Source organism: Mucilaginibacter sp. SG564, from assembly GCF_013149275.1.
Lineage (GTDB): Bacteria > Bacteroidota > Bacteroidia > Sphingobacteriales > Sphingobacteriaceae > Mucilaginibacter.
In genome coordinates this window covers 298,712-317,695 of the sequence record NZ_JABGNA010000001.1, presented here as the reverse complement: position 1 = coordinate 317,695, position 18,984 = coordinate 298,712, and the positions used below count along the sequence as shown (strand labels likewise).

Annotated in this window: 12 protein-coding genes; 11 read left to right on the top strand and 1 reads right to left on the bottom strand. The window is 41.0% G+C overall.

The features are described 5' to 3' along the window. Positions 1-6: 6 nt before the first annotated feature. Positions 7-2,508, top strand: coding sequence for a hypothetical protein (locus FHW89_RS01120; protein WP_172333168.1), 2,502 nt, complete (start codon positions 7-9; stop codon positions 2,506-2,508). After that, positions 2,505-3,359 carry a sugar phosphate isomerase/epimerase gene (locus tag FHW89_RS01115; protein ID WP_172333167.1) on the top strand — a complete coding sequence of 285 codons (855 nt, stop codon included), beginning with the start codon at positions 2,505-2,507 and terminating at the stop codon, positions 3,357-3,359. Before FHW89_RS01120 ends, FHW89_RS01115 begins: the two co-directional genes overlap by 4 nt. Here the strand turns inward: FHW89_RS01115 and FHW89_RS01110 are convergent. Continuing rightward, complete coding sequence (locus tag FHW89_RS01110) at positions 3,346-4,794, bottom strand: arabinose isomerase (protein ID WP_172333166.1); 1,449 nt, start codon at positions 4,792-4,794, stop codon at positions 3,346-3,348. The genes FHW89_RS01115 and FHW89_RS01110 overlap by 14 nt on opposite strands. Before the next feature lie 440 nt (positions 4,795-5,234). Here FHW89_RS01110 and FHW89_RS01105 point away from each other — a divergent pair, with 440 nt between their 5' ends. From FHW89_RS01105 to FHW89_RS01065, 9 genes are all read left to right on the top strand, one after another. Next, the gene (locus FHW89_RS01105) at positions 5,235-6,809 is read left to right on the top strand and encodes a family 43 glycosylhydrolase (protein ID WP_172333165.1); all 1,575 of its coding nucleotides are present in this window, start codon (positions 5,235-5,237) and stop codon (positions 6,807-6,809) included. A 178-nt stretch (positions 6,810-6,987) separates the two neighbouring features. After that, on the top strand, positions 6,988-7,929 hold the full coding sequence (locus FHW89_RS01100; RefSeq protein WP_172333164.1) for an AraC family transcriptional regulator: 942 nt from the start codon (positions 6,988-6,990) through the stop codon (positions 7,927-7,929). A gap of 71 nt (positions 7,930-8,000) precedes the next feature. Next, positions 8,001-8,582, top strand: a complete 582-nt coding sequence (locus tag FHW89_RS01095) for an RNA polymerase sigma factor (RefSeq protein WP_216650440.1) — start codon at positions 8,001-8,003, stop codon at positions 8,580-8,582. Between the two features lie 61 nt (positions 8,583-8,643). Further along, positions 8,644-9,759, top strand: coding sequence for a FecR family protein (locus FHW89_RS01090; protein ID WP_172333163.1), 1,116 nt, complete (start codon positions 8,644-8,646; stop codon positions 9,757-9,759). 258 nt (positions 9,760-10,017) lie between these two features. Further along, entirely contained in the window at positions 10,018-13,593 is a 3,576-nt protein-coding gene (locus FHW89_RS01085; protein ID WP_172333162.1) for a SusC/RagA family TonB-linked outer membrane protein, read from the top strand. 18 nt (positions 13,594-13,611) lie between these two features. After that, positions 13,612-15,180, top strand: coding sequence for a RagB/SusD family nutrient uptake outer membrane protein (locus FHW89_RS01080; RefSeq protein ID WP_216650439.1), 1,569 nt, complete (start codon positions 13,612-13,614; stop codon positions 15,178-15,180). A 73-nt stretch (positions 15,181-15,253) separates the two neighbouring features. Further along, positions 15,254-16,156, top strand: a complete 903-nt coding sequence (locus tag FHW89_RS01075) for a substrate import-associated zinc metallohydrolase lipoprotein (protein WP_172333161.1) — start codon at positions 15,254-15,256, stop codon at positions 16,154-16,156. 68 nt (positions 16,157-16,224) lie between these two features. Next, positions 16,225-17,526, top strand: coding sequence for a DUF4302 domain-containing protein (locus FHW89_RS01070; protein WP_172333160.1), 1,302 nt, complete (start codon positions 16,225-16,227; stop codon positions 17,524-17,526). 232 nt (positions 17,527-17,758) lie between these two features. Continuing rightward, entirely contained in the window at positions 17,759-18,475 is a 717-nt protein-coding gene (locus tag FHW89_RS01065) for a hypothetical protein (protein WP_172333159.1), read from the top strand. Positions 18,476-18,984: the final 509 nt, after the last annotated feature.

The following is an 18,984-nucleotide window of genomic DNA, read 5'->3' as shown; positions in this document are numbered from 1 at the left end:
TAAAATATGAGCCGAAGATTAGTTACCAGTATTATCATCCTGATCCTATCGTATCAGCCGGTTTTTTCTCAGATCGGCTATAGCAAGGGCATCCGGTATAATGTTTCAGCCAAGACCATTACTATCACCGTACCGGATAACAAGTTGTCTATCGTTATTGATTACTCCTCCGGTTGCCGCATCAGCCAACTAAACGTCAAGGGACGCAATGTGCTGTCGGCATCGGGTGTTAAAACCGGTATACAGACTAAAAGCGGCAGTTATTTTTCTGATAAACAGGCTGGCGCTATTAAAATTAACAAGAACGGGAATCATATTATTCTTAGCGGCATACATTATGGTGATGAACATGTTATTGTTGATGAAACCTGGGGTTTTACAATCAATGGTGACAAAGTAGATTGGAATATCAGCCGGGAGTACAACAACACAACCGAATTAGAAGACAGCGCTTTCCCAAAATGGAATTTTTTGGGTCTTAACACCTGGAAAGGTGGCATTTTAGATAACGGCGGGATGGTATGGTGCAAATATCTGAAGAATGTAAATGATATTTACGGCGTACATACCGGCGGCGTAACCTTCTGGAATGTAAACACTGGCGACGGACTAAAAATAACAGCGAAAGCCGGCCCCGGGAGTGTAATTGCAACCAAATACTCACAAAGCGATAAAAATGAATTTACATGTCAGCAAATAGTAAGTAACGAGCCGCTAAACCAGCGCTATGACCTCAGTCGTTTTGTATCCCAAAAAGCCGATGTATTCGCACCTTTTAAAATCAATAAGGGCAGGATAACCGTGCAGTATGAATTGAGTTACGAGGATTATTTTACCAAATATTCCAGGGGTAGCCTCGCAGGGATCGATGCCGCATCTGTGCGGGAACTGCTTAATACTACCGGACGGTATGGCGTGGTTGATAATAATGTTGTTGGTGGTAATGGCTGGTTAACCAACTGGAAATGCATGCATGAGCCTTTCTTTGCCCAGATCGGTCTGGCGGTAGATGATGAAAATTACACCCGTAACTTTTCGGCCACGCTTAACCAGGAACGCGATGAAGCTATGCTTGCCGACGGCCGTGTTTTATCTCGCTGGCATAACGCGGCGGGCGATGAAATACCCGGCACTTATAACCCTAAAACAGGCTATTACGAAGCTATGTGGGGATACACGGTCGATTCGCAAACCGGCTATGTAATTAACACCAGCGAACAATTTGACATTAATGGCGATATCAAGTGGCTAAAATCACACCAGACAAGCTGTGAACGGGCACTGGAATGGCTGATCAAGCGCGACTGTAACCACAACGGTATTTTTGAGATGGTAAACAACAATATAACCGAAAAAAAAGCCAGTGACTGGCTGGATATTGTGTGGGCTAGTTATGAAAATGCCTTCGTAAACGCACAGATGTATGAAGCACTGAACCTTTGGGCAAATTGTGAAAAGGTACTAGGAAACTCCCAAAAGGCATCATTTTATACAACAACTGCCGAAAAACTTAAAACCGCTTTCAATAAACCGGTGAGTGAAGGCGGCTTTTGGTTGCCAGCTAAAAAGCAATACGTTTACTGGCGAGATAATGACGGTACTACCCATGGCGATAATCTGGTTACACCGGTTAATTTTGCAGCCATAGCCTTTGGCATTTGTGATGACCCGGCCAGGATAGCCCAGATCCTTGACCAGATAGAACAGCGTACTACCAACGAACACTTATTTCACTGGCCTTTGTGCTTCGATTCATTCACCAGGGAAGAAGTATCCGCCGGAAACTGGCCTTTCCCCAAGTATGAAAATGGTGATATTTTCCCAACATGGGGCTACCTCGGTATCAGGGCGTATGCAGGCTATGATAAAAAAATCGCACTTAAATATATCCGCAACCTATTGGAACAATATAAAAAGGATGGCCTTTCATCGCAACGCTACAGCAGGGTTAGCCAACTGGGTCTTGGCGAAGACATTCTGGCAGGGATATGTACCACCATTACAGCTTTATATCGTGATATTTATGGCATCCGCCCCAAATGGAACCGCATGGGGCTTGAACCCCATATGAGTGATGTGTTGAATGGAACCAGGTTTTCGTACACACTGCGCGACACCGTTTACGACATCAGTTTGAGCACAAATAATTATACTATGCGCACCAAAGGTTTTTCTGTCAGCAGCAATGAAAAATTTGGTGCATCAAAAACAGAGAATAGGCTAACCTACTACCATCATAACCAGGATAGCACACAGTTACAGGTAAGCCAAAAATCGACCCATCCGATTGCGTTGACTATCAGTTCCTGGATGCCGCAAAAAATTTCATGGTCTGTCTCCTCGCCCGATACTTATGAGTTTGCCTTTACACAGTTACAACCGGAAACTAATTATGAGTTGATTATTAATGGAAAAGTGAAACACCTTACGGCAGATAAAAAAGGTCAACTGAGCTTCCGGCAAACTTGCAAGTCAGCTGTTACTTTCATTATAAAAAAGGCAGCGTGACAATCCGTAAAATGGAGATCAAAATATTAAGCCCGCAATGGGGCCATGAACATTTGCCGTTGACCGATTTCCTGGATAAGGTAAGGCTTTCGGGATACGACGGTGTAGATACCTGGATCCCCCTTAACAAGGATGATAAGCGGCTTTTATTCGATTATCTGCAACAGCATCAGATGTACCTGGTAAGCCATCAACACCGTGCCGAAGGCTGTACTTTTAAAAAATTCAGAGCGTCTTTTATTGAAAACCTGGAGGAGTGTGCCGAACCCAAACCCTTGCTGATCAACTCGCATACGGGTCGTGACTACTTTAGCTTTGATCAAAACCTTGCCCTAATAGATACCGCGCTTGAATTTTCGGCAAAAACCGGCATCCGGGTAGTTCATGAAACCCACCGGGGCAGATTAGGCTATTCGCCGCAGATGCTTACAGACTTTTTTGCCACCCGACCGGATTTCAGGATCACAGCCGATTTTTCGCATTGGGTTTGTGTTACCGAAAGCATGCTCGAAAACTTTACGTTGATTATGGACGAAGCTGTTAAACGGAGCATACATATCCACGCCCGCGTTGGTTTTGAACAAGGTCCGCAGGTAGCAGATCCGCGGGCACCAGAATGGGCTTATGCACTTCATCAATTCCTGGGATGGTGGGATAAGATTATCTCCGTTAACAATCAATTGGGTATACCCCTATTTACTATAACTACTGAGTTTGGCCCTGAACCGTACATGCCTAAAGTTCCCTTTAGCAATAAGCCCATGGCTAATCAGTTTGAGATTAACACTTTTATGAAAGATCTGCTATGTAAAAGATATAATACCCCCTCATCTGCTTTTAACAAACCTTAATAGTTTGTACGTTAAGGATTTTGCCCAGCTTCTCTATCTTATATGCTATATGCCCCCGCCCTATGGCGCAATGATGGGCAGGCCCATAGGAATTCCAATCTTCTACAAATTTTCTTGCGCCTATCGGGAAACGGTACCTGCTGTTGGTATTGCCAATTTCAAGAATAGGCCCAGCAACAGATTCGGCCTCGGCTACCAGGAAAAGAAGTTTACCATCTATTGTCTCCACGACAGCAAGCAGGGTGACAGGGCCGTGCTTTACCGACATTTCTACGGATAAACCCCTGCCAACTTTACCATGATAAACCAATAATGGCCGTACCTTTATTTTCCCTTCGGCCAAGGCGGGATGACAAGGGCCATCGTGCCCCATCAACACTACATCATCATTAAAATCCATTGCATAATACTCCGTGAACGATCCACCCGCGCCAAAACTATCCATAATCTTCATAGCCTGGGCATTCTTCACTTCGTATTCGCCTGCTGCAGGTATACCATTGGCCGTAAGCATGGAGTTACCCAAAATCACCGAGGTCATGGTGTTGTGATTCGCTTCGTTCCCGGTACCCTTATGGTAATAGGCCATGGAGCCTAATTGATATTTCTGAACAAGCTTATCGAGCGCCACCGCTGTCATGGCGGCGCGTGATAATTCGTCGGCCGGGCAGTCATTTTGCACTTCGAAAATATTATGAAACGCGCTTATTTTTTCGAGGGTCTCTTCGGTTGTAACGGTAGCCCGGATAGCCGAAAGTTCATCCACCTCAATAACTTCAATATGGCCGCCAAAAGTGGTACAATGGAGGGTAAGATTGGTATAAATATCCAACATTCCGCTATAGTAGCTACCCATAATTCCCAACCGATTGTAATACATAACATGGGCTACCTTTGCTGCGGCAATCCACTCCTCCACCTGCTGCCAAACCTCAGGATCATTATCCAGCATACCGGTAACCTGATAAAACGGAATATTAGAGCGGTTAAACACATTGGCAATTTCCGGTACCGGGCATGCCGAGCAATAAGCCAGCCATTCACCAGTCATATCGGTACGGTTCGTCATTTTATTAAAAGCCGTGTAGTCAATAGCAGCGGCAGGTGACAGGTTAAGCACAATAACCGGTACTTTTGCCTTTTTTACCACAGGTAATACTGTTGATGATAAGGCATAAGTGGTTACATACAAAAATATCAGATCCACATCTTCCCGGCGAAAACTGCTACCTGCTTCAAAAGCCTTTTCAGGCGTATCTATAAGCCCCAAATTAACAATTTCAGCATCATAGCTTTGCAGCCTGTTACTTACAACCTCAATATAGCCGGTAAGCCGTTCTTTTAGTCCTTCAAATTGAGCCCAATATGCTTCAAGGCCAATGCCAAACAAACCTATTTTTAAACCAGATGAGCTTTTGTTATCTCCAGGTACCATTTTTAATATTTATATTCTTTTTGCCCTTATCTATAACCGCCTGGTATAACAGTACATCGTCATGCCAAAGTTTAAATTACTACTCACGGCAGCAATACACTCGGCTTTAAACTAAATTAATATTTAACAAGTTTAACAAGCGCGTTACATGCCATGTATGCGTTTGTATAAATCGGTTGATAAAAGTATTTTAATCCTATCAGTCCCTCATACAGGTTTTGATATTTGGTTTATAGTTTTTGACAACGGATTATTAAATAATTGATAAACAATTTTTTATAACAAAATTCAAATACATCACAAAAAATACAGTATGATTACTAAAGGCTAAACATGTTTTATAAGTACGGTATCATAAAGAACAAATTATTTGTCAAAATATATAAACACGCCAGGGTTGCTGCAGTTAAATTAGCAACTACAAACCATATTAAACCTGCATGAAAAAAATAAACTCGCGCCTGGTAAACAGCTATGCATCAGTAATACTATTTGTGGCAGCCTGCTGCTTTTATTCGCAACAGGGTTTAGCACAGCACAAAGCAAAAGTAAACTTAGCCACTGTTACTAACTTTGATAAGAGCGGGCATCAGATAACCCGTTTTAGCACTTTAGGTGATGCCATAGATGCGCATGATGGCGAAATAGCGCTTTTTAACGGCGTTTATTATCTGTATGGCACCAGTTATGATTGCGGTTTTGAATGGGGCAAGAAAGATGCGCCTTTTTGCGGCTTTAAAAGCTATTCATCTACAGATATGGTTAACTGGACAGACCGCGGTTTTCTTTTTGATGCCACAACCCAGGTTTGGCAAACCCGCTGTAATGGTAATACCATCGGCTGTTTCCGTCCACATGTTATCTACAATAAAAAAACGGGATTGTACGTGCTATGGATAAACACTTATGATAATGTATCGGGTTATCACGTGTTTACAGCAAAATCTCCAACCGGACCATTTACAGAGGTTGCCGAACCTAAACTTGCTGTTAATGCAAACGCTCCTGCCGCTACTTTAAATAATGGCGATCATGATACTTTTGTTGACGATGATGGTACAGCATACTTAGCCTATACCGACTGGCACACCAAAGGCACTATAGTAATAGAAAAATTAAGCGACGACTATTTGACAGGTACGGGTGAAGTTGCAAAAGGCATTACCAAAGGACAAACCGAGGCGCCGGGTATGTTTAAGCGCAATGGTATTTATTATGTAGTTTATTCCGATCCCAATTGTGGCTATTGTTCTGGTACAGGGGCATCATATAGTATGGCTAAATCGCCTTTGGGACCATGGTCTGAGGGCCGAAAGATCAGCGATAACTCTTGTGGGGGCCAGCCATCTTTTGTGTCAACCATCATATTGGGTACTGGCCCTGTTTTTTTGTTTGGCAGCGATTTATGGAACAATGCCGCGAAAAATGAGGCTTTGGCAAATTATTACTGGGCACCGCTCAGTTTCGAGGCCGATGGCTCCATAAAACCCATGACTTGTGATCAATCATTCAAAATTGCTACTTCTGATAATAAGCCTGCAAAAAACATCAATTTAAAAGAATATCGTACGCAACATGACATCAGTAAGGCGATGCAATGGGCACAAACCTTTAAGGCCAGCTTATCAGGTGTATTAAGTACCCTGCGTTTTACCACCTTTAAAATAGGATATCCCGATGCCACACTTCAAATTGCCGTTTACAGGGCCGACAAAACAGGTAAACCAACCGGCAGCCCCTTAAGCACTCAGAATCTGGATGCAGGCGTTGTGGGCTGGTCGGCAAAAAGGCTTACCGTTCGGCCTAAAATAAAAATTGAGGCAGGCATAAATTATTGCGTTGTTGTAAAATCGGCAGCAGTTACCGGATCATACGGTTTTGCTTATCAAACCGCGGAGGCAACTTCTGTTTCGGCTTTTTATAGCGGCGATGGCGGCAATACCTATACTGCAGATAATAGTAAAATAATAAAGTTTGATATGCTCGATTCAAGCGGGAAACAACTTAATAAATAGCCAGATAAACAATTAATATTTAGTGGTGTATCTGTACTTTTTGAAATCCAACTTGTGACAGACCTATTTATTGTTATTTTTAACTTCATATAAACCTATGTCTGCGTCAATTGGTATGGCTTTTAATCTACCTTTTATATAAACATTACCAAACTGTTTATTAGTAAATGCTTTTTAAATGATCAATTATTACAAATACCTGCCTGTAAGCCGCGAAGATGAAAATTGGGGGCTGTGCGTGCTTAATGCTGGTTGTACCCATATTGAACCTACCGGCTTATATCCGGTAAAAAATCATCCGGCACATCATTATTTTAGCTGGAATATAGGTAGGGTTTTAAATGAGTACCAGGTTATTTATATCACAAGAGGCAAGGGTGTTTTTGAATCTGATAACTGCACACAACGTACTATTACCGCTGGAACAGTGATCATACTGTTCCCTGGCGAGCGCCACCGATATAAACCCAATAATGAAACCGGCTGGGACGAATATTGGATAGGAGTTAAAGGTGATATTATTGACAGATTGGTAAAAAATAATTTCCTGAGTCCGAAAAACCCAAGTATGTACATCGGTTTCAACGAAGGCATTTTCAATTTATTTAACAACATCATCGAAAATACCAGGAACGAGAATACAGGTTACCAACCCCTCATATCGGGTGCGGCTTTACATTTGCTGGGTTGCGTACATGCTGTCATTAAACAAAACGATGTGGAGTGCGAAGACAAAGAGATCATTGTGAATAAAGCCCGACTGTTATTCCGTTCCAATATCGTAAATGATTTTTCGCCCGAGCAGGCTGCCGATGAATTACAGGTAGGCTATTCGTGGTTTCGGAAACTATTTAAAAGTTATACCGGATTATCGCCCGGCCAATATTATATCCAACTCAAAATTGAGCGCGCTAAAGAGCTTTTAAACAATCCTGATATACCCATAAAACATATCGCATACGATTTGAAGTTTGACAGCTATTTTTATTTCTCGCGGCTTTTCAAAGAAAAAACAGGTATCACTCCTATTGATTATCGCAAACGGGCAACAGAAAAAACAACCGATTTTGATGATCAAATGCGTTTTAAGGCGGCCATAAATACTCTTAAAAAGAAATAAAAACTTTAAAGAAGAAATATAAATTGATTTATTTTTATATTGGCTCTTGAAGAATAGCATGATATAGAATCTTGAATGATACTGAATTAATTAACTTACTTAGATCAGGAGATCAGGAAGCTTATACCGAAATCTATCGCCGTTATAGAGGTATCTTACTCATTCATGCTTACAAAAAGCTTGGAAATTTTGAAGAGGCAAAAGATATTGTACAGGAAACCTTTTCATTTTTATGGAAAGACAGGCATGAAATACCTGATACAAAAAATCTTGCCGGCTATTTATATACCATTATCCGTAATAAAATATTAAATCATATAGAGCATAAAAAGGTTGAATCGAAATATGCTTCTTCATTTATACAATTTGTTGCCCAAGAAGATCATGTAACTGATTTTTTAATACGGGAAAGAGAATTGGCAGCCCGGATAGATAAAGAGATCAATGCACTCCCTGAAAAAATGAAGGAAGTTTTTGTTTTAAGCCGAAAAGACAATCTTTCCCATAAAGAAATCGCAGAAAAATTAAATATTTCTGTTTTTACGGTAAAAAACCATATCAAAAGCGCCCTAAAAGCACTACGCCCCAAATTTGAGATGCTGATTATAGCTGTAATTTTGCTGAATTTATATTTAATGTTAAATTTTTATTAAATCGACTAGCCCCTGGGTAGGCACATAACTGTCTTACAGTTATATTTTATATCAGCAGGGAATGAGCACCGAGGATTTTAAAAAATTATTACACCGATACAATGCCGGAAAATGTACCCAAGCTGAAAAAGCATTGCTTGAATCCTGGTACAAAGAATTTGAATTCCAAAAATTGCCTGAACTGACTAATGATCAATTAGCCGAGATACTTTCTATTCAAACACCACCTCCTCAACAAAAAATCAAATCGTTAATTCCGTGGATATCCTCGGCTGCCGCAGTTTTGTTACTTTGTTTATCTGCAGGGGGATATCTCTTATGGCATAAACACAGTTTACCCCAGGCAGCAGAAAAATATACTTACCAGGTACCGCCAGGAACAGACAAAGCCATTTTAACACTTGCGAATGGAAGAAAAATGGTCTTGTCGGGTAATCAGGCGGGGAAACTGGCAGAACAGGGCGGTGTAACTGTGGACAGAACAGCCGATGGAAAAGTGCTTTACAGCTCATCTGAAAAGCAGAATCCAATGGCTACCACTTTATATAACACGCTCAATACGCCACGTGGAGGGCAATATAACCTGGTATTGTCTGATGGTACAAAAGTTTGGCTAAACGCGGCTTCATCTATAAAATTTCCGGTAGCGTTTAATGGTAATGAACGGAAGGTTGAAATTACCGGCGAAGCTTATTTTGAAGTAATACATGACGCTAATAAACCTTTTAGAATCATAGCCGGAAATGAGATTATTGAAGATCTGGGCACACAATTTAATGTTAACAGCTATACTGATGAACCCCTTGCAAAAGTAACACTGATATCTGGAAGTGTTAAGATCAACGGCAACACAAAAAACATCACCCTAAAACCAGGCCAGCAATCACAATTCGCAGGTCAGGGTTTTAAAATTACAGATAATGCCGATGTAGCAGAGGCTGTAGCCTGGAAAAATGGACTATTTAAATTTCACAAAGCCAGTTTACCAACAGTAATGCGCCAGCTTTCGAGATGGTATAATGTAAATTATGAGGGCAAGATACCTGACGTTGAGTTTTCTGGCGAAATCACCAGGAATGTTAATATGTCGGAAGTGCTGGATATATTAAGCTATTTAAAGGTTCGTTTCAAAATGACACAAAACAACCAGAATATAATAATAGAGGGTACAGAATGATCAGTTAATTTATTTAAAACCTAAACCTTAAACATCTATGGAAAAATAACTACCAAAACTCTCCCCAGAAAGGTGATCAAAAGAAACGCAGAAGTGTTGGAGCACTCCTGCGTAATATTTGGATTAACCCTCCCTAACGGGAAAAAGAATTGTTTCGCTATTCCATGTATTAACCCAAACCAAACAAATGTAATGAATTTTTATTCGTTTATTCTTGCCGTGCCCAAGGCATGGTATTTCCGCAAATTTTTAAAAGTTATGAAATTAACCACCTTTTTGATGGTTATTACGCTTCTTCAGACGAGCGCTAAAGGATTCAGCCAGATCAACCTGCGGGAGGTTAATGCCCCGCTTGAAAAAGTATTGAGATCGGTCAGCGACCAATCTGGTTATCATTTTTTTTATAATGAAAAGGAACTGGGAGACAAAACAATAAGTATCAGTTTAAAGGATGCGACTATCGAAAAAGCTTTACATGATTGCTTCAGTAAACTATCGCTAACGTTTAAAGTCATTGGCAAAAATATCATTGTTACATCTAACACTTCTTTAGGGCAGGATGAATTAATTACGGTGAAAGGCACTGTGCTTTTACGACGGCAAAATGGCAAGGACGAAAAAAGCGCGGGCGTAACCATTACAGAAAAAGGCCTGAGTAACGGAACCCAAACTGATGCTAACGGACAGTTTACGCTCCGGGTACACAAGGGAGCTAAATTGGTATTTTCGATGCTGGGTTATAAAAGGTTAGAAATAGAAGTTTCGGCAGAAAACCCAACGCTATCTGTCAAACTGGAAGAAGACGCTGCCAGCTTGAAAGAGGTAGTAGTAACCGGTTACCAAACCCTTGATAAAAATAAGTTTACCGGTGCCGCGGCCAGATTAAAGGCCGAAGATATAAAAATGAACGGTACAACTGATGTTAGCCGTTTGCTGGAGGGTAAGGTAGCCGGTGTTTCCGTACAAAACGTATCGGGCACATTCGGATCGGCTCCTAAAATCAGGATCAGGGGGGTAACTTCACTTACCGGCGCCAATAAACCTTTATGGGTTGTAGACGGGGTTGTGCTGGAGGATGTAATCAACGTTACCAACGATCAGTTATCCAGCGGCGATGCCTCTACCCTTCTGGGTTCGTCTGTTGCCGGTTTAAACGTTAACGATATTGATGACATCTATATTTTAAAAGACGTAGCAGCTGCCTCACTATATGGGGCGAGAGCTATGAACGGAGTAGTTGTTATTAATACCAAGAAAGGTAAAGCAGGTTCGCTGCTGGTGAGTTATACTGGCAACTTTAGCTCTTCGTTGCGTCCAAGTTACAGCAATTTTAACATTATGAACTCGGCCGAACAAATGAGTGTTTACTCAGAAATGTACGGCAAAGGACTGCTCAATGTAGGCGATATCGGCAATAATCCGGATCGGGGCATTTATGGCAAAATGTATGATGCCTTACAGTATAATCCGGCCACAAAAACCTTTGGTTTGGCCAATACGCCCGATGCCCGTAATGCCTTTTTAAAACGTTACGCCGAAGCTAATACCAATTGGTTCAAAATACTTTTCCGTAACTCTTTAGTACAGGAACACGCGCTCAGCTTTTCGGGCGGTTCTGATAAAGCCCAATCCTATACCTCTGTAAGCTTTTTAAACGATAACGGGTGGACTATAGCCGACAGGGTAAAACGTTATACGGTTAACTCTCAAAATAATTATACCATTTCAGACAAGGTTAAGGTTGGTATCATAACCACAGCATCATTACGGCAGCAGGACGCGCCAGGCACAGTTAACCGTGCATCCGATCCGGTTTATGGCCAGTTAACCCGCAGTTTTGATATCAATCCATACAATTTCGCATTAACTACCAGCAGGGCTGTTACGCCATATGACAGCCAGGGAAATCTGGAGTATTTTACACGCAATTACGCTCCTTTTAACATTATCAATGAGTTGCAGAACAACAAGATCAGGCTTACTGCTCTTGATGTTAAACTACAAACCAATTTGTCATACCAGATAAGTAAATATTTAAGATATGATCTTCTGGGTGCTTTCAGATACGTAAAAACCACCCAGGAAAACCTGGTAAATGAAAACTCTAATCAGGCCAATGCGTACCGGGCCTATATCAACCCAACCATAGCTCAGGGCAATAGCTTCCTTTATAAGGATCCTGATCATCCTAATGACGAGCCTGTGGTGGTATTGCCATCAGGAGGTCTTTACAATCGTACCGATAATTCATTATCGAGCTATGATATAAGGAATCACTTATCTTATGTGAGGGATTTTGGTAAGAGTAACATTAATATACTAATAGGGCAGGAAATAAAATATGCCGAGCGTCAAAACGCTTTCAACAATGGCTATGGCTATCAGTATGATTATGGAGGTACTGTTTTGGTCGACTCGCGTATTATTAAGAAAGGCACAGAGCAAAATGATCCATATTTTGGCATGAGCTATACCTATGATCGCTTTGCATCCTATTATACCAACATCAATTACACTTATAACGACCGTTATACACTAACGGGATCTGTAAGGTATGATGGGTCAAACCAGTTTGGCATAGGAAGCAACCTGCACTGGCTGCCTACCTGGAGCGTGAGTGGTGCCTGGAATATCGATAAGGAGGACTTTATGCAAAACGTATCAAGCGTGAGCCTACTTAAATTAAGGGCAAGTTATGGCTTGTCAGCCGCCCCTGGAGTAGCAACAAACTCTTCGGTTGTTTTGCAAACCCAGAACACGCTCCGGCAATATACCCAGGATATTGAATCGGGTATTTATATTAAAGATCTCCAAAATTCTGATCTTACCTTCGAAAAACAATATTCCGGCAATATTGGTGTAGATGCAGGCTTTTTTAACGGGAGGCTTACCCTTACCGCTGATGTATACCGCAAAAGAGGGTTTGATCTTATCGGGCTCATCCGCACAAGTGGTATAGGTGGTCAGGAAATAAAACAAGGTAACTATGGTAACATCAGCTCGCATGGGTATGAATTTACCATTGGCGGTGATATCATTAAAAAACAAAAATGGGGATGGAAATCAACCTTTATATTTAGTTACAACACCAATAAAATAACAAATTACAAAAACACCCCCATTATTTTTGATCAGTTAGCGCCAGCCGGAGCTAATCAGTTAGGCTATCCGGTAGGTTCCCTGTTCTCATTGGATTTTAAAGGGCTTGACCATTATACAGGTATCCCCAAATTTGTGAATGAAGCCGGGCAAACGGGCTACGCTGTTAATTTACAATCAAACGTAACCAAGTATCTGAAATATGAAGGTCCGGTCGATCCGCCTTATACCGGTGGTTTTACCAATAATTTCCGCTACGGTCCCGTTTCATTAACTGTACAGCTCACCTATCAGGCGGGTAATAAAATACGCTTAAACCCTGCATTTAAATCCAAATACACCGATCTGGATGCCTTCCCAAGAGAATTTAACAACAGGTGGGAAGTACCTGGCGATGAAACGAAAACCAACGTACCGTCCATACTTGATGCAGAAACTTTTTACACGGTAAACCAGGATGCATATCCTTATAACAATTATAACTTCTCATCGGCAAGGGTAGCGAATGGTGGGTTTGTCAGAGTAAAATATGTGGCTTTCACCTACCAGCTTCCTGTTGATTTTGCCAAACGAATAGGCATGAACAACGCTTCGGTAACCGCCTCGGGTACAAACTTATGGCTCCTTTTTGCTGATAAAAATCTTTATGGGCAGGATCCTGAGTTTTTTAATGCCGGCGGCGTGGCCCAGCCATTGCAAAAACAGTTGGTACTTTCTTTAAAAGTTGGATTTTAAAAAGACACATCAAACACCATGAAATTAGTTTTAAAACAATATATACCAGTTCACAGAACCTTTGCCCCTACGCTATCAAAAGCAAGTGGCAAAAAACCGATAGGGAAATTACCTATGCTAATTGCCGCATTGGTAAGCACCATGGCATTAGCATCATGTAACAAATACCTTGATAAACAACCCGATAACCGCACTACGCTGGATAACCCTACCAAAGTATCGCAATTGCTTACTTCGGCATATCCCGCAGCTGATTACATCAGTTTTTGTGAATCGTTATCTGATAACAGCGGCGACAGGGGTTATGCCACCCAAGGTTCGCTTGATCCGTTGATAAACGAAAATGCTTATAAGTACATTGATTACCCTTCCAATATTTCAGGATCATCAGATAATTACTGGTTGGGATGTTATAACGCGATAGCCGCTGCTAACCAAGCGCTTGACGCCTGTAATAAGGCTGCAAATCCAGTAGCCTATCAACCGTATAAAGGTGAAGCCTTGCTGGCACGCGCCTATGCTCATTTTATGCTCGTATCCCTTTATGCCAAAACCTATAACCCCGCTACGGCAGCAACAGACCCGGGAATACCTTACGTAACCGAACCTGAAACCCAGTTACTTAAAAAGTACGATCGTAAAACGGTAGCTTATGTTTATGACATGATTGAAAAGGATATACTGGCAGGCATGCCACTGCTGGACGATAATGCTTACCAGGTACCGGCTTTCCGGTTTACAACAACCGCGGCCCACGCGTTTGCCGCCAGGTTTTACCTGTTTAAACAACAATATGATAAAGTGGTTCAGCAAGCAGATCAGGCTTTTCCGGGTAGTACTACCATTACCTATTTAAGGCCCTGGAATACGGTTTACAAACCAATCACCGACCTTGATTTTAGGGCTTTATACACAAAATCAACACAAAAGGCAAACCTGCTATTGGCCACTACAGCTTCATACTGGGCCCGGGATTGGCAAAATTTCCGTTATGGCCTAAACGCAAAAATCAGGATTGATATCGTTAAAATACCCGGAATTGTAAATGGCTCCCTCGCAGTAGATATAAGAAGCTACGGCGCGTCCGGACAAATGAAGGGGCTTAACAAGTTTTTGGAAAACTTCATTTTTGTTCAGGGGAGTACTCAAATAGGCAACGGCTATATATATATTCCTTTATTGAGCAGTGGCGAGGTCTTGTTTAACCGGGCCGAGGCATTGGTTATGCAAGGTAATTATGATGCCGCTGTTAGCAGTCTGAATACATATTTAAGTACCATCATTAATAATTATGATCCAGGCACCAACAACCTTACCATAGCAAAAGCGCTGGCATACTATAAAACAGGCTCTACCAAAGATGCCCTGATCAGCACTATTCTTGACTTAAAACGCTATGAATATGTAGATGAAGGAATGCGTTGGTTTGATATTTTGAGATATCATCTGCCGGTAACACATACTATACTTGATAATGCAGGCAACGAAGTTGATCGTTACGAACTTAAAGCCGATGACCCGCGTAAGGTAATGCAAATTCCGCAAACGGCGCAGAGCCAGGCCGGTCTTGCACCTAACCCGCGTTAATACCGGGTAATATTCAGATGATGACACTTAGAATATTGAACAATATTTAATTCTAATAAAAAATAGTATTAAGATGAAAAACAGAAAATACTTAATCCTTTTTTTGCTCACGTTTTTTAGCTTTTCGTGCAAAAAGGATAATAAACTGGTATTGCAAGACAATTACTTGGGTAACGAAACCGCCGGTAAAACAGCTATTGATACCTATTTAAATACACAGTTTGTAAAACCCTATAACATTGATGTTAAATACAAATGGGATCAATCACTATTTGACCAGCAATATGTTCTGGTACCACCCCAGGAAACTAACATTATGCCTTTTATGGAGGGCGTTAAACAAGCATGGCTTGATCCGTACAATGCCGAAACCGGTAGCGATGTGTTCATGAAAATATATACACCGAAACAGATAATCCTGTCTGGAAGTGCCGAAATCAACACCGATGGCACCGAGGTACTAGGCGAAGCTTCCGGAGGGCTCACTATTTTACTAACCAATGTTAATGGTACTGATTTAAAAGATGAGGACGCGGTAATACAATTAGTACATGTAATTAATCACGAATTTACCCATATCCTTAACCAGAAAAAGGTGATCCCTGTTGAATATGCCAAGGTATCTGCCGGCGACTACAGCGGAAATTGGGCAACCGCCTCAGAGATTCCATTGCAATTAGGCTTTATTTCGAAATATGCAAGGGATAAGTATACTGAGGATATTGCCGAAATGGTTTCATGGATGCTTACCTGGGGTAAGGATGGGTATGAGGCTTATTTGAACAAAACTATCGTTGACCCAACCGATCCGGCGAAGAAGCGACTTATCCCTGATCCGGCTTATGCTGCCGGTATTGCTAAGATGAGGCAAAAAGAAGCCATTGTGGTTGATTACTTTAAGAAGAATTTCAACATTGATTTTTACAGTTTACAAACACGGGTTCATGCCTCTATTGCTGCTATAAGCAATAATTAGATGATAACCGGTTTTAATAACGCGCAACGCGTTGAGTGTAACGTAAAATAAATTAATTAAGACATACAATGAAAAAATATACTTACCCGGCATATTTATTATTACTGCTGATAACAAGCTTATCTGCATGTAAAAAAAATGATCCCGATTATTTTGGCAAAACCCCTACCGAACGAAGCACAGAAGCGCTTAGTAAATATCAAACGCAGTTAACAAGCGCTCCCAATGGCTGGAAAGCTATTTTATACCCCAATGGCGGCGGTGTTTATCTGTTTTCTATAAAATTTGGAGCCGATAACAGGGTATCCATGCTTTCTGATATAGACGAGGAAACATCAACCACCCCGAACGAAAGTGCTTATAGCTTAAAGCAATTACAGGCGCCGTCACTGCTGTTTGATACCTACTCCTATATACATTTACTGTCAGATCCCGATCCAAATGTGCTTGGCGGAGATTCGGGCATTGGCTACAGCTCAGATTTTGAATTTTCATTTGATAAAATGAGCGGCGATACCATAACCCTGATAGGCAATAAAAAAGGAAGTAAACTCACCTTAGTAAAAGCCAAAACAACAGCCGAATACACCTCTTTTACAACAGGCACCACGGCTGTGTTTACGACATTGAACGCTGTGCGCACTTACTTTAAAAGGGTAACTATAGGCACAACGGCTTGCGAATTGAATATTGATAAAGGAAATAAAATACTAAGCCTCTCTTATCTGGAAGGTGGCACCAATTTAAAAACAGTTTCCAGTGGTTTTTATATTGATGGTTCAACCAACAGCATCATACTTGGCACCCCGCTTTTGATCGACAAAACCTCGATAACCAGTATAGGAAAAATAGCTGGTGACACAACTAGTCATACGGTAAGTTTAACTGTAAATGGCAGTGCTACACAAGTAAAAGAAGCTATTACACCCTTAAAATATGATCTAACAGCAGCTAAAGCATTTCATAATAATCCGGCTAATAGCAATACGTATTGGGAGTCCAATACCGGTTTTACTGTAGATAATGTTGTGGATGCTTTTAACTTACGTTCAATATTTAGTGAATTTGTGTACCGCTTGTACAGCTTTGACCAAGGAACTACTTATGACAGGTTGGGTTTTTTTACCGACAATGGTTATAGTGCTGGGGATCCTGCGGTTATTGCAAAATTTCCTGCTAGTGGAACAATCGTGTTTACGTACTTTGGAAGTTTCAACGGTGCTGCCCTGCCAGCCTCTGCAAAACCAATAGTTACAGCAACAACAAATAAGTTTCTTGATCCTAATGGCTTCTACGTCATCCAAACCGGGGCTAAGACCTACGATTTGGTTAACGCTACCAATGCCCGGGCCTGGATGAGCTTCTATTAGTACCGACAAGCCGTATAATCACTAAGGCTCTGTCCCGTAAATGGGATATCCTTAGTGATATGTATGGTTTAGAGGGGCTATTAAAAAACAAGATGAGTCATGCTAATTAACACGACCCATTTGAATAAAAAATAAACATTGGCTAATAGCACATTATACAAAGTTAACGGATTTGTACTTTCACTTTTCTGACCGAAGTACAAGTAAATAACAATTAAAAAAATCAAAACTCATGAAAAAAGCATATTATTTTTTTGCTGTGATTGGGACCATATTTTCTATCACCATAACAGGATGTAAAAAAGATCAGGCTAGACAACAAACTAAACCGGCCATGGCTGCGTCTGATAATAATTCTTCTCTTTTATCCATATCGTCCACCGAGCCGCCAAGTAGCTCATCTACAAGGGGCTGCAATAGTCAATTTAGCAATGATATCGGTAATCTTAGTATATCCCCTGAAACAGCTGCAGGAAACTATATAGCTTGTATGTTAGTCGCCTTTCCTGATGGTGGTACCTCGGGTTCAGGTAACTCAGGAATTGGGATTGCACACCTCCAGTCAGTAAGCAGCAACTCGAACGTAACTCTGCAAGAATTCTTCAGGGATGGAAATGTGAATAATCCCACAGATGTTGCAAAGGTGAAAGCCTATTTCGCCCCGTATATCTTCCTTATTAATGATGCATATAATGCGTATAACTTATATGAGGCTCACTCCAACTTTGACCACTCTGAGCTCAATGTAGCAAAAGTAATGAACGCTTTGTGGTATAAGCACTACGTAGACCAATATGATCAGTATCAATATCTCGCAATTGTGAATGCTTACTTTAATGGTATTAGTGCCGGGGGATGGGAAATGCGGAATGATCCATTATGGAAGGCCGTAGGATTTGACCAATTATTTTTTGTGAGTATCGGCCCTGATCTTCCGGTTCAACCTTAATAGGATATACTTAACAACGATTTGGTTAATGCTACCGATGCACGAGCCTGGATGAGCTTTTATTAGTACCGACAAGCCGTATAATCACTAAGGCTCTGTCCCGTAAATGGGATATCCTTAGTGATATGTATGGTTTTAGAGGTTTATTATAAAACACAAAAAGAAGTCCCGCCAATTAGCGGGACTTCTTTTTGTTTAGTGAGGTCGTCTAATTCTATTGCCAATATTTTACATTTATTCCTCACATCGGATTCACATTACCCTGATAGTCCCCAATAACCTATGACGAGTATTTACATATATTCAATAATCAATTGATTATTAATCACATAAAAACAAACCATAAATTAATGTAAAAGCTGATCGATGTAAATTCAACTAAAAACTGGGTTTACATGTAAACCCAGTTTTTAAGACATAATTATATTTAACTAATTAATTATCAACAATATAATACAATGCAAACCATAAAAAGTGTAAACCATGTAAACCCACTTTTTAACAAACCT

What these genes read in the sequence shown, in the direction of transcription:
- FHW89_RS01120 (WP_172333168.1), top strand. Translation starts at nt 7, where the DNA reads ATGAGCCGAAGATTAGTTACCAGTATTATCATCCTGATCCTATCGTAT.
- FHW89_RS01110 (WP_172333166.1), bottom strand. Translation starts at nt 4,794, where the DNA reads ATGGTACCTGGAGATAACAAAAGCTCATCTGGTTTAAAAATAGGTTTG.
- FHW89_RS01105 (WP_172333165.1), top strand. Translation starts at nt 5,235, where the DNA reads ATGAAAAAAATAAACTCGCGCCTGGTAAACAGCTATGCATCAGTAATA.
- FHW89_RS01100 (WP_172333164.1), top strand. Translation starts at nt 6,988, where the DNA reads ATGATCAATTATTACAAATACCTGCCTGTAAGCCGCGAAGATGAAAAT.
- FHW89_RS01090 (WP_172333163.1), top strand. Translation starts at nt 8,644, where the DNA reads ATGAGCACCGAGGATTTTAAAAAATTATTACACCGATACAATGCCGGA.
- FHW89_RS01085 (WP_172333162.1), top strand. Translation starts at nt 10,018, where the DNA reads ATGAAATTAACCACCTTTTTGATGGTTATTACGCTTCTTCAGACGAGC.
- FHW89_RS01080 (WP_216650439.1), top strand. Translation starts at nt 13,612, where the DNA reads ATGAAATTAGTTTTAAAACAATATATACCAGTTCACAGAACCTTTGCC.
- FHW89_RS01075 (WP_172333161.1), top strand. Translation starts at nt 15,254, where the DNA reads ATGAAAAACAGAAAATACTTAATCCTTTTTTTGCTCACGTTTTTTAGC.
- FHW89_RS01070 (WP_172333160.1), top strand. Translation starts at nt 16,225, where the DNA reads ATGAAAAAATATACTTACCCGGCATATTTATTATTACTGCTGATAACA.
- FHW89_RS01065 (WP_172333159.1), top strand. Translation starts at nt 17,759, where the DNA reads ATGAAAAAAGCATATTATTTTTTTGCTGTGATTGGGACCATATTTTCT.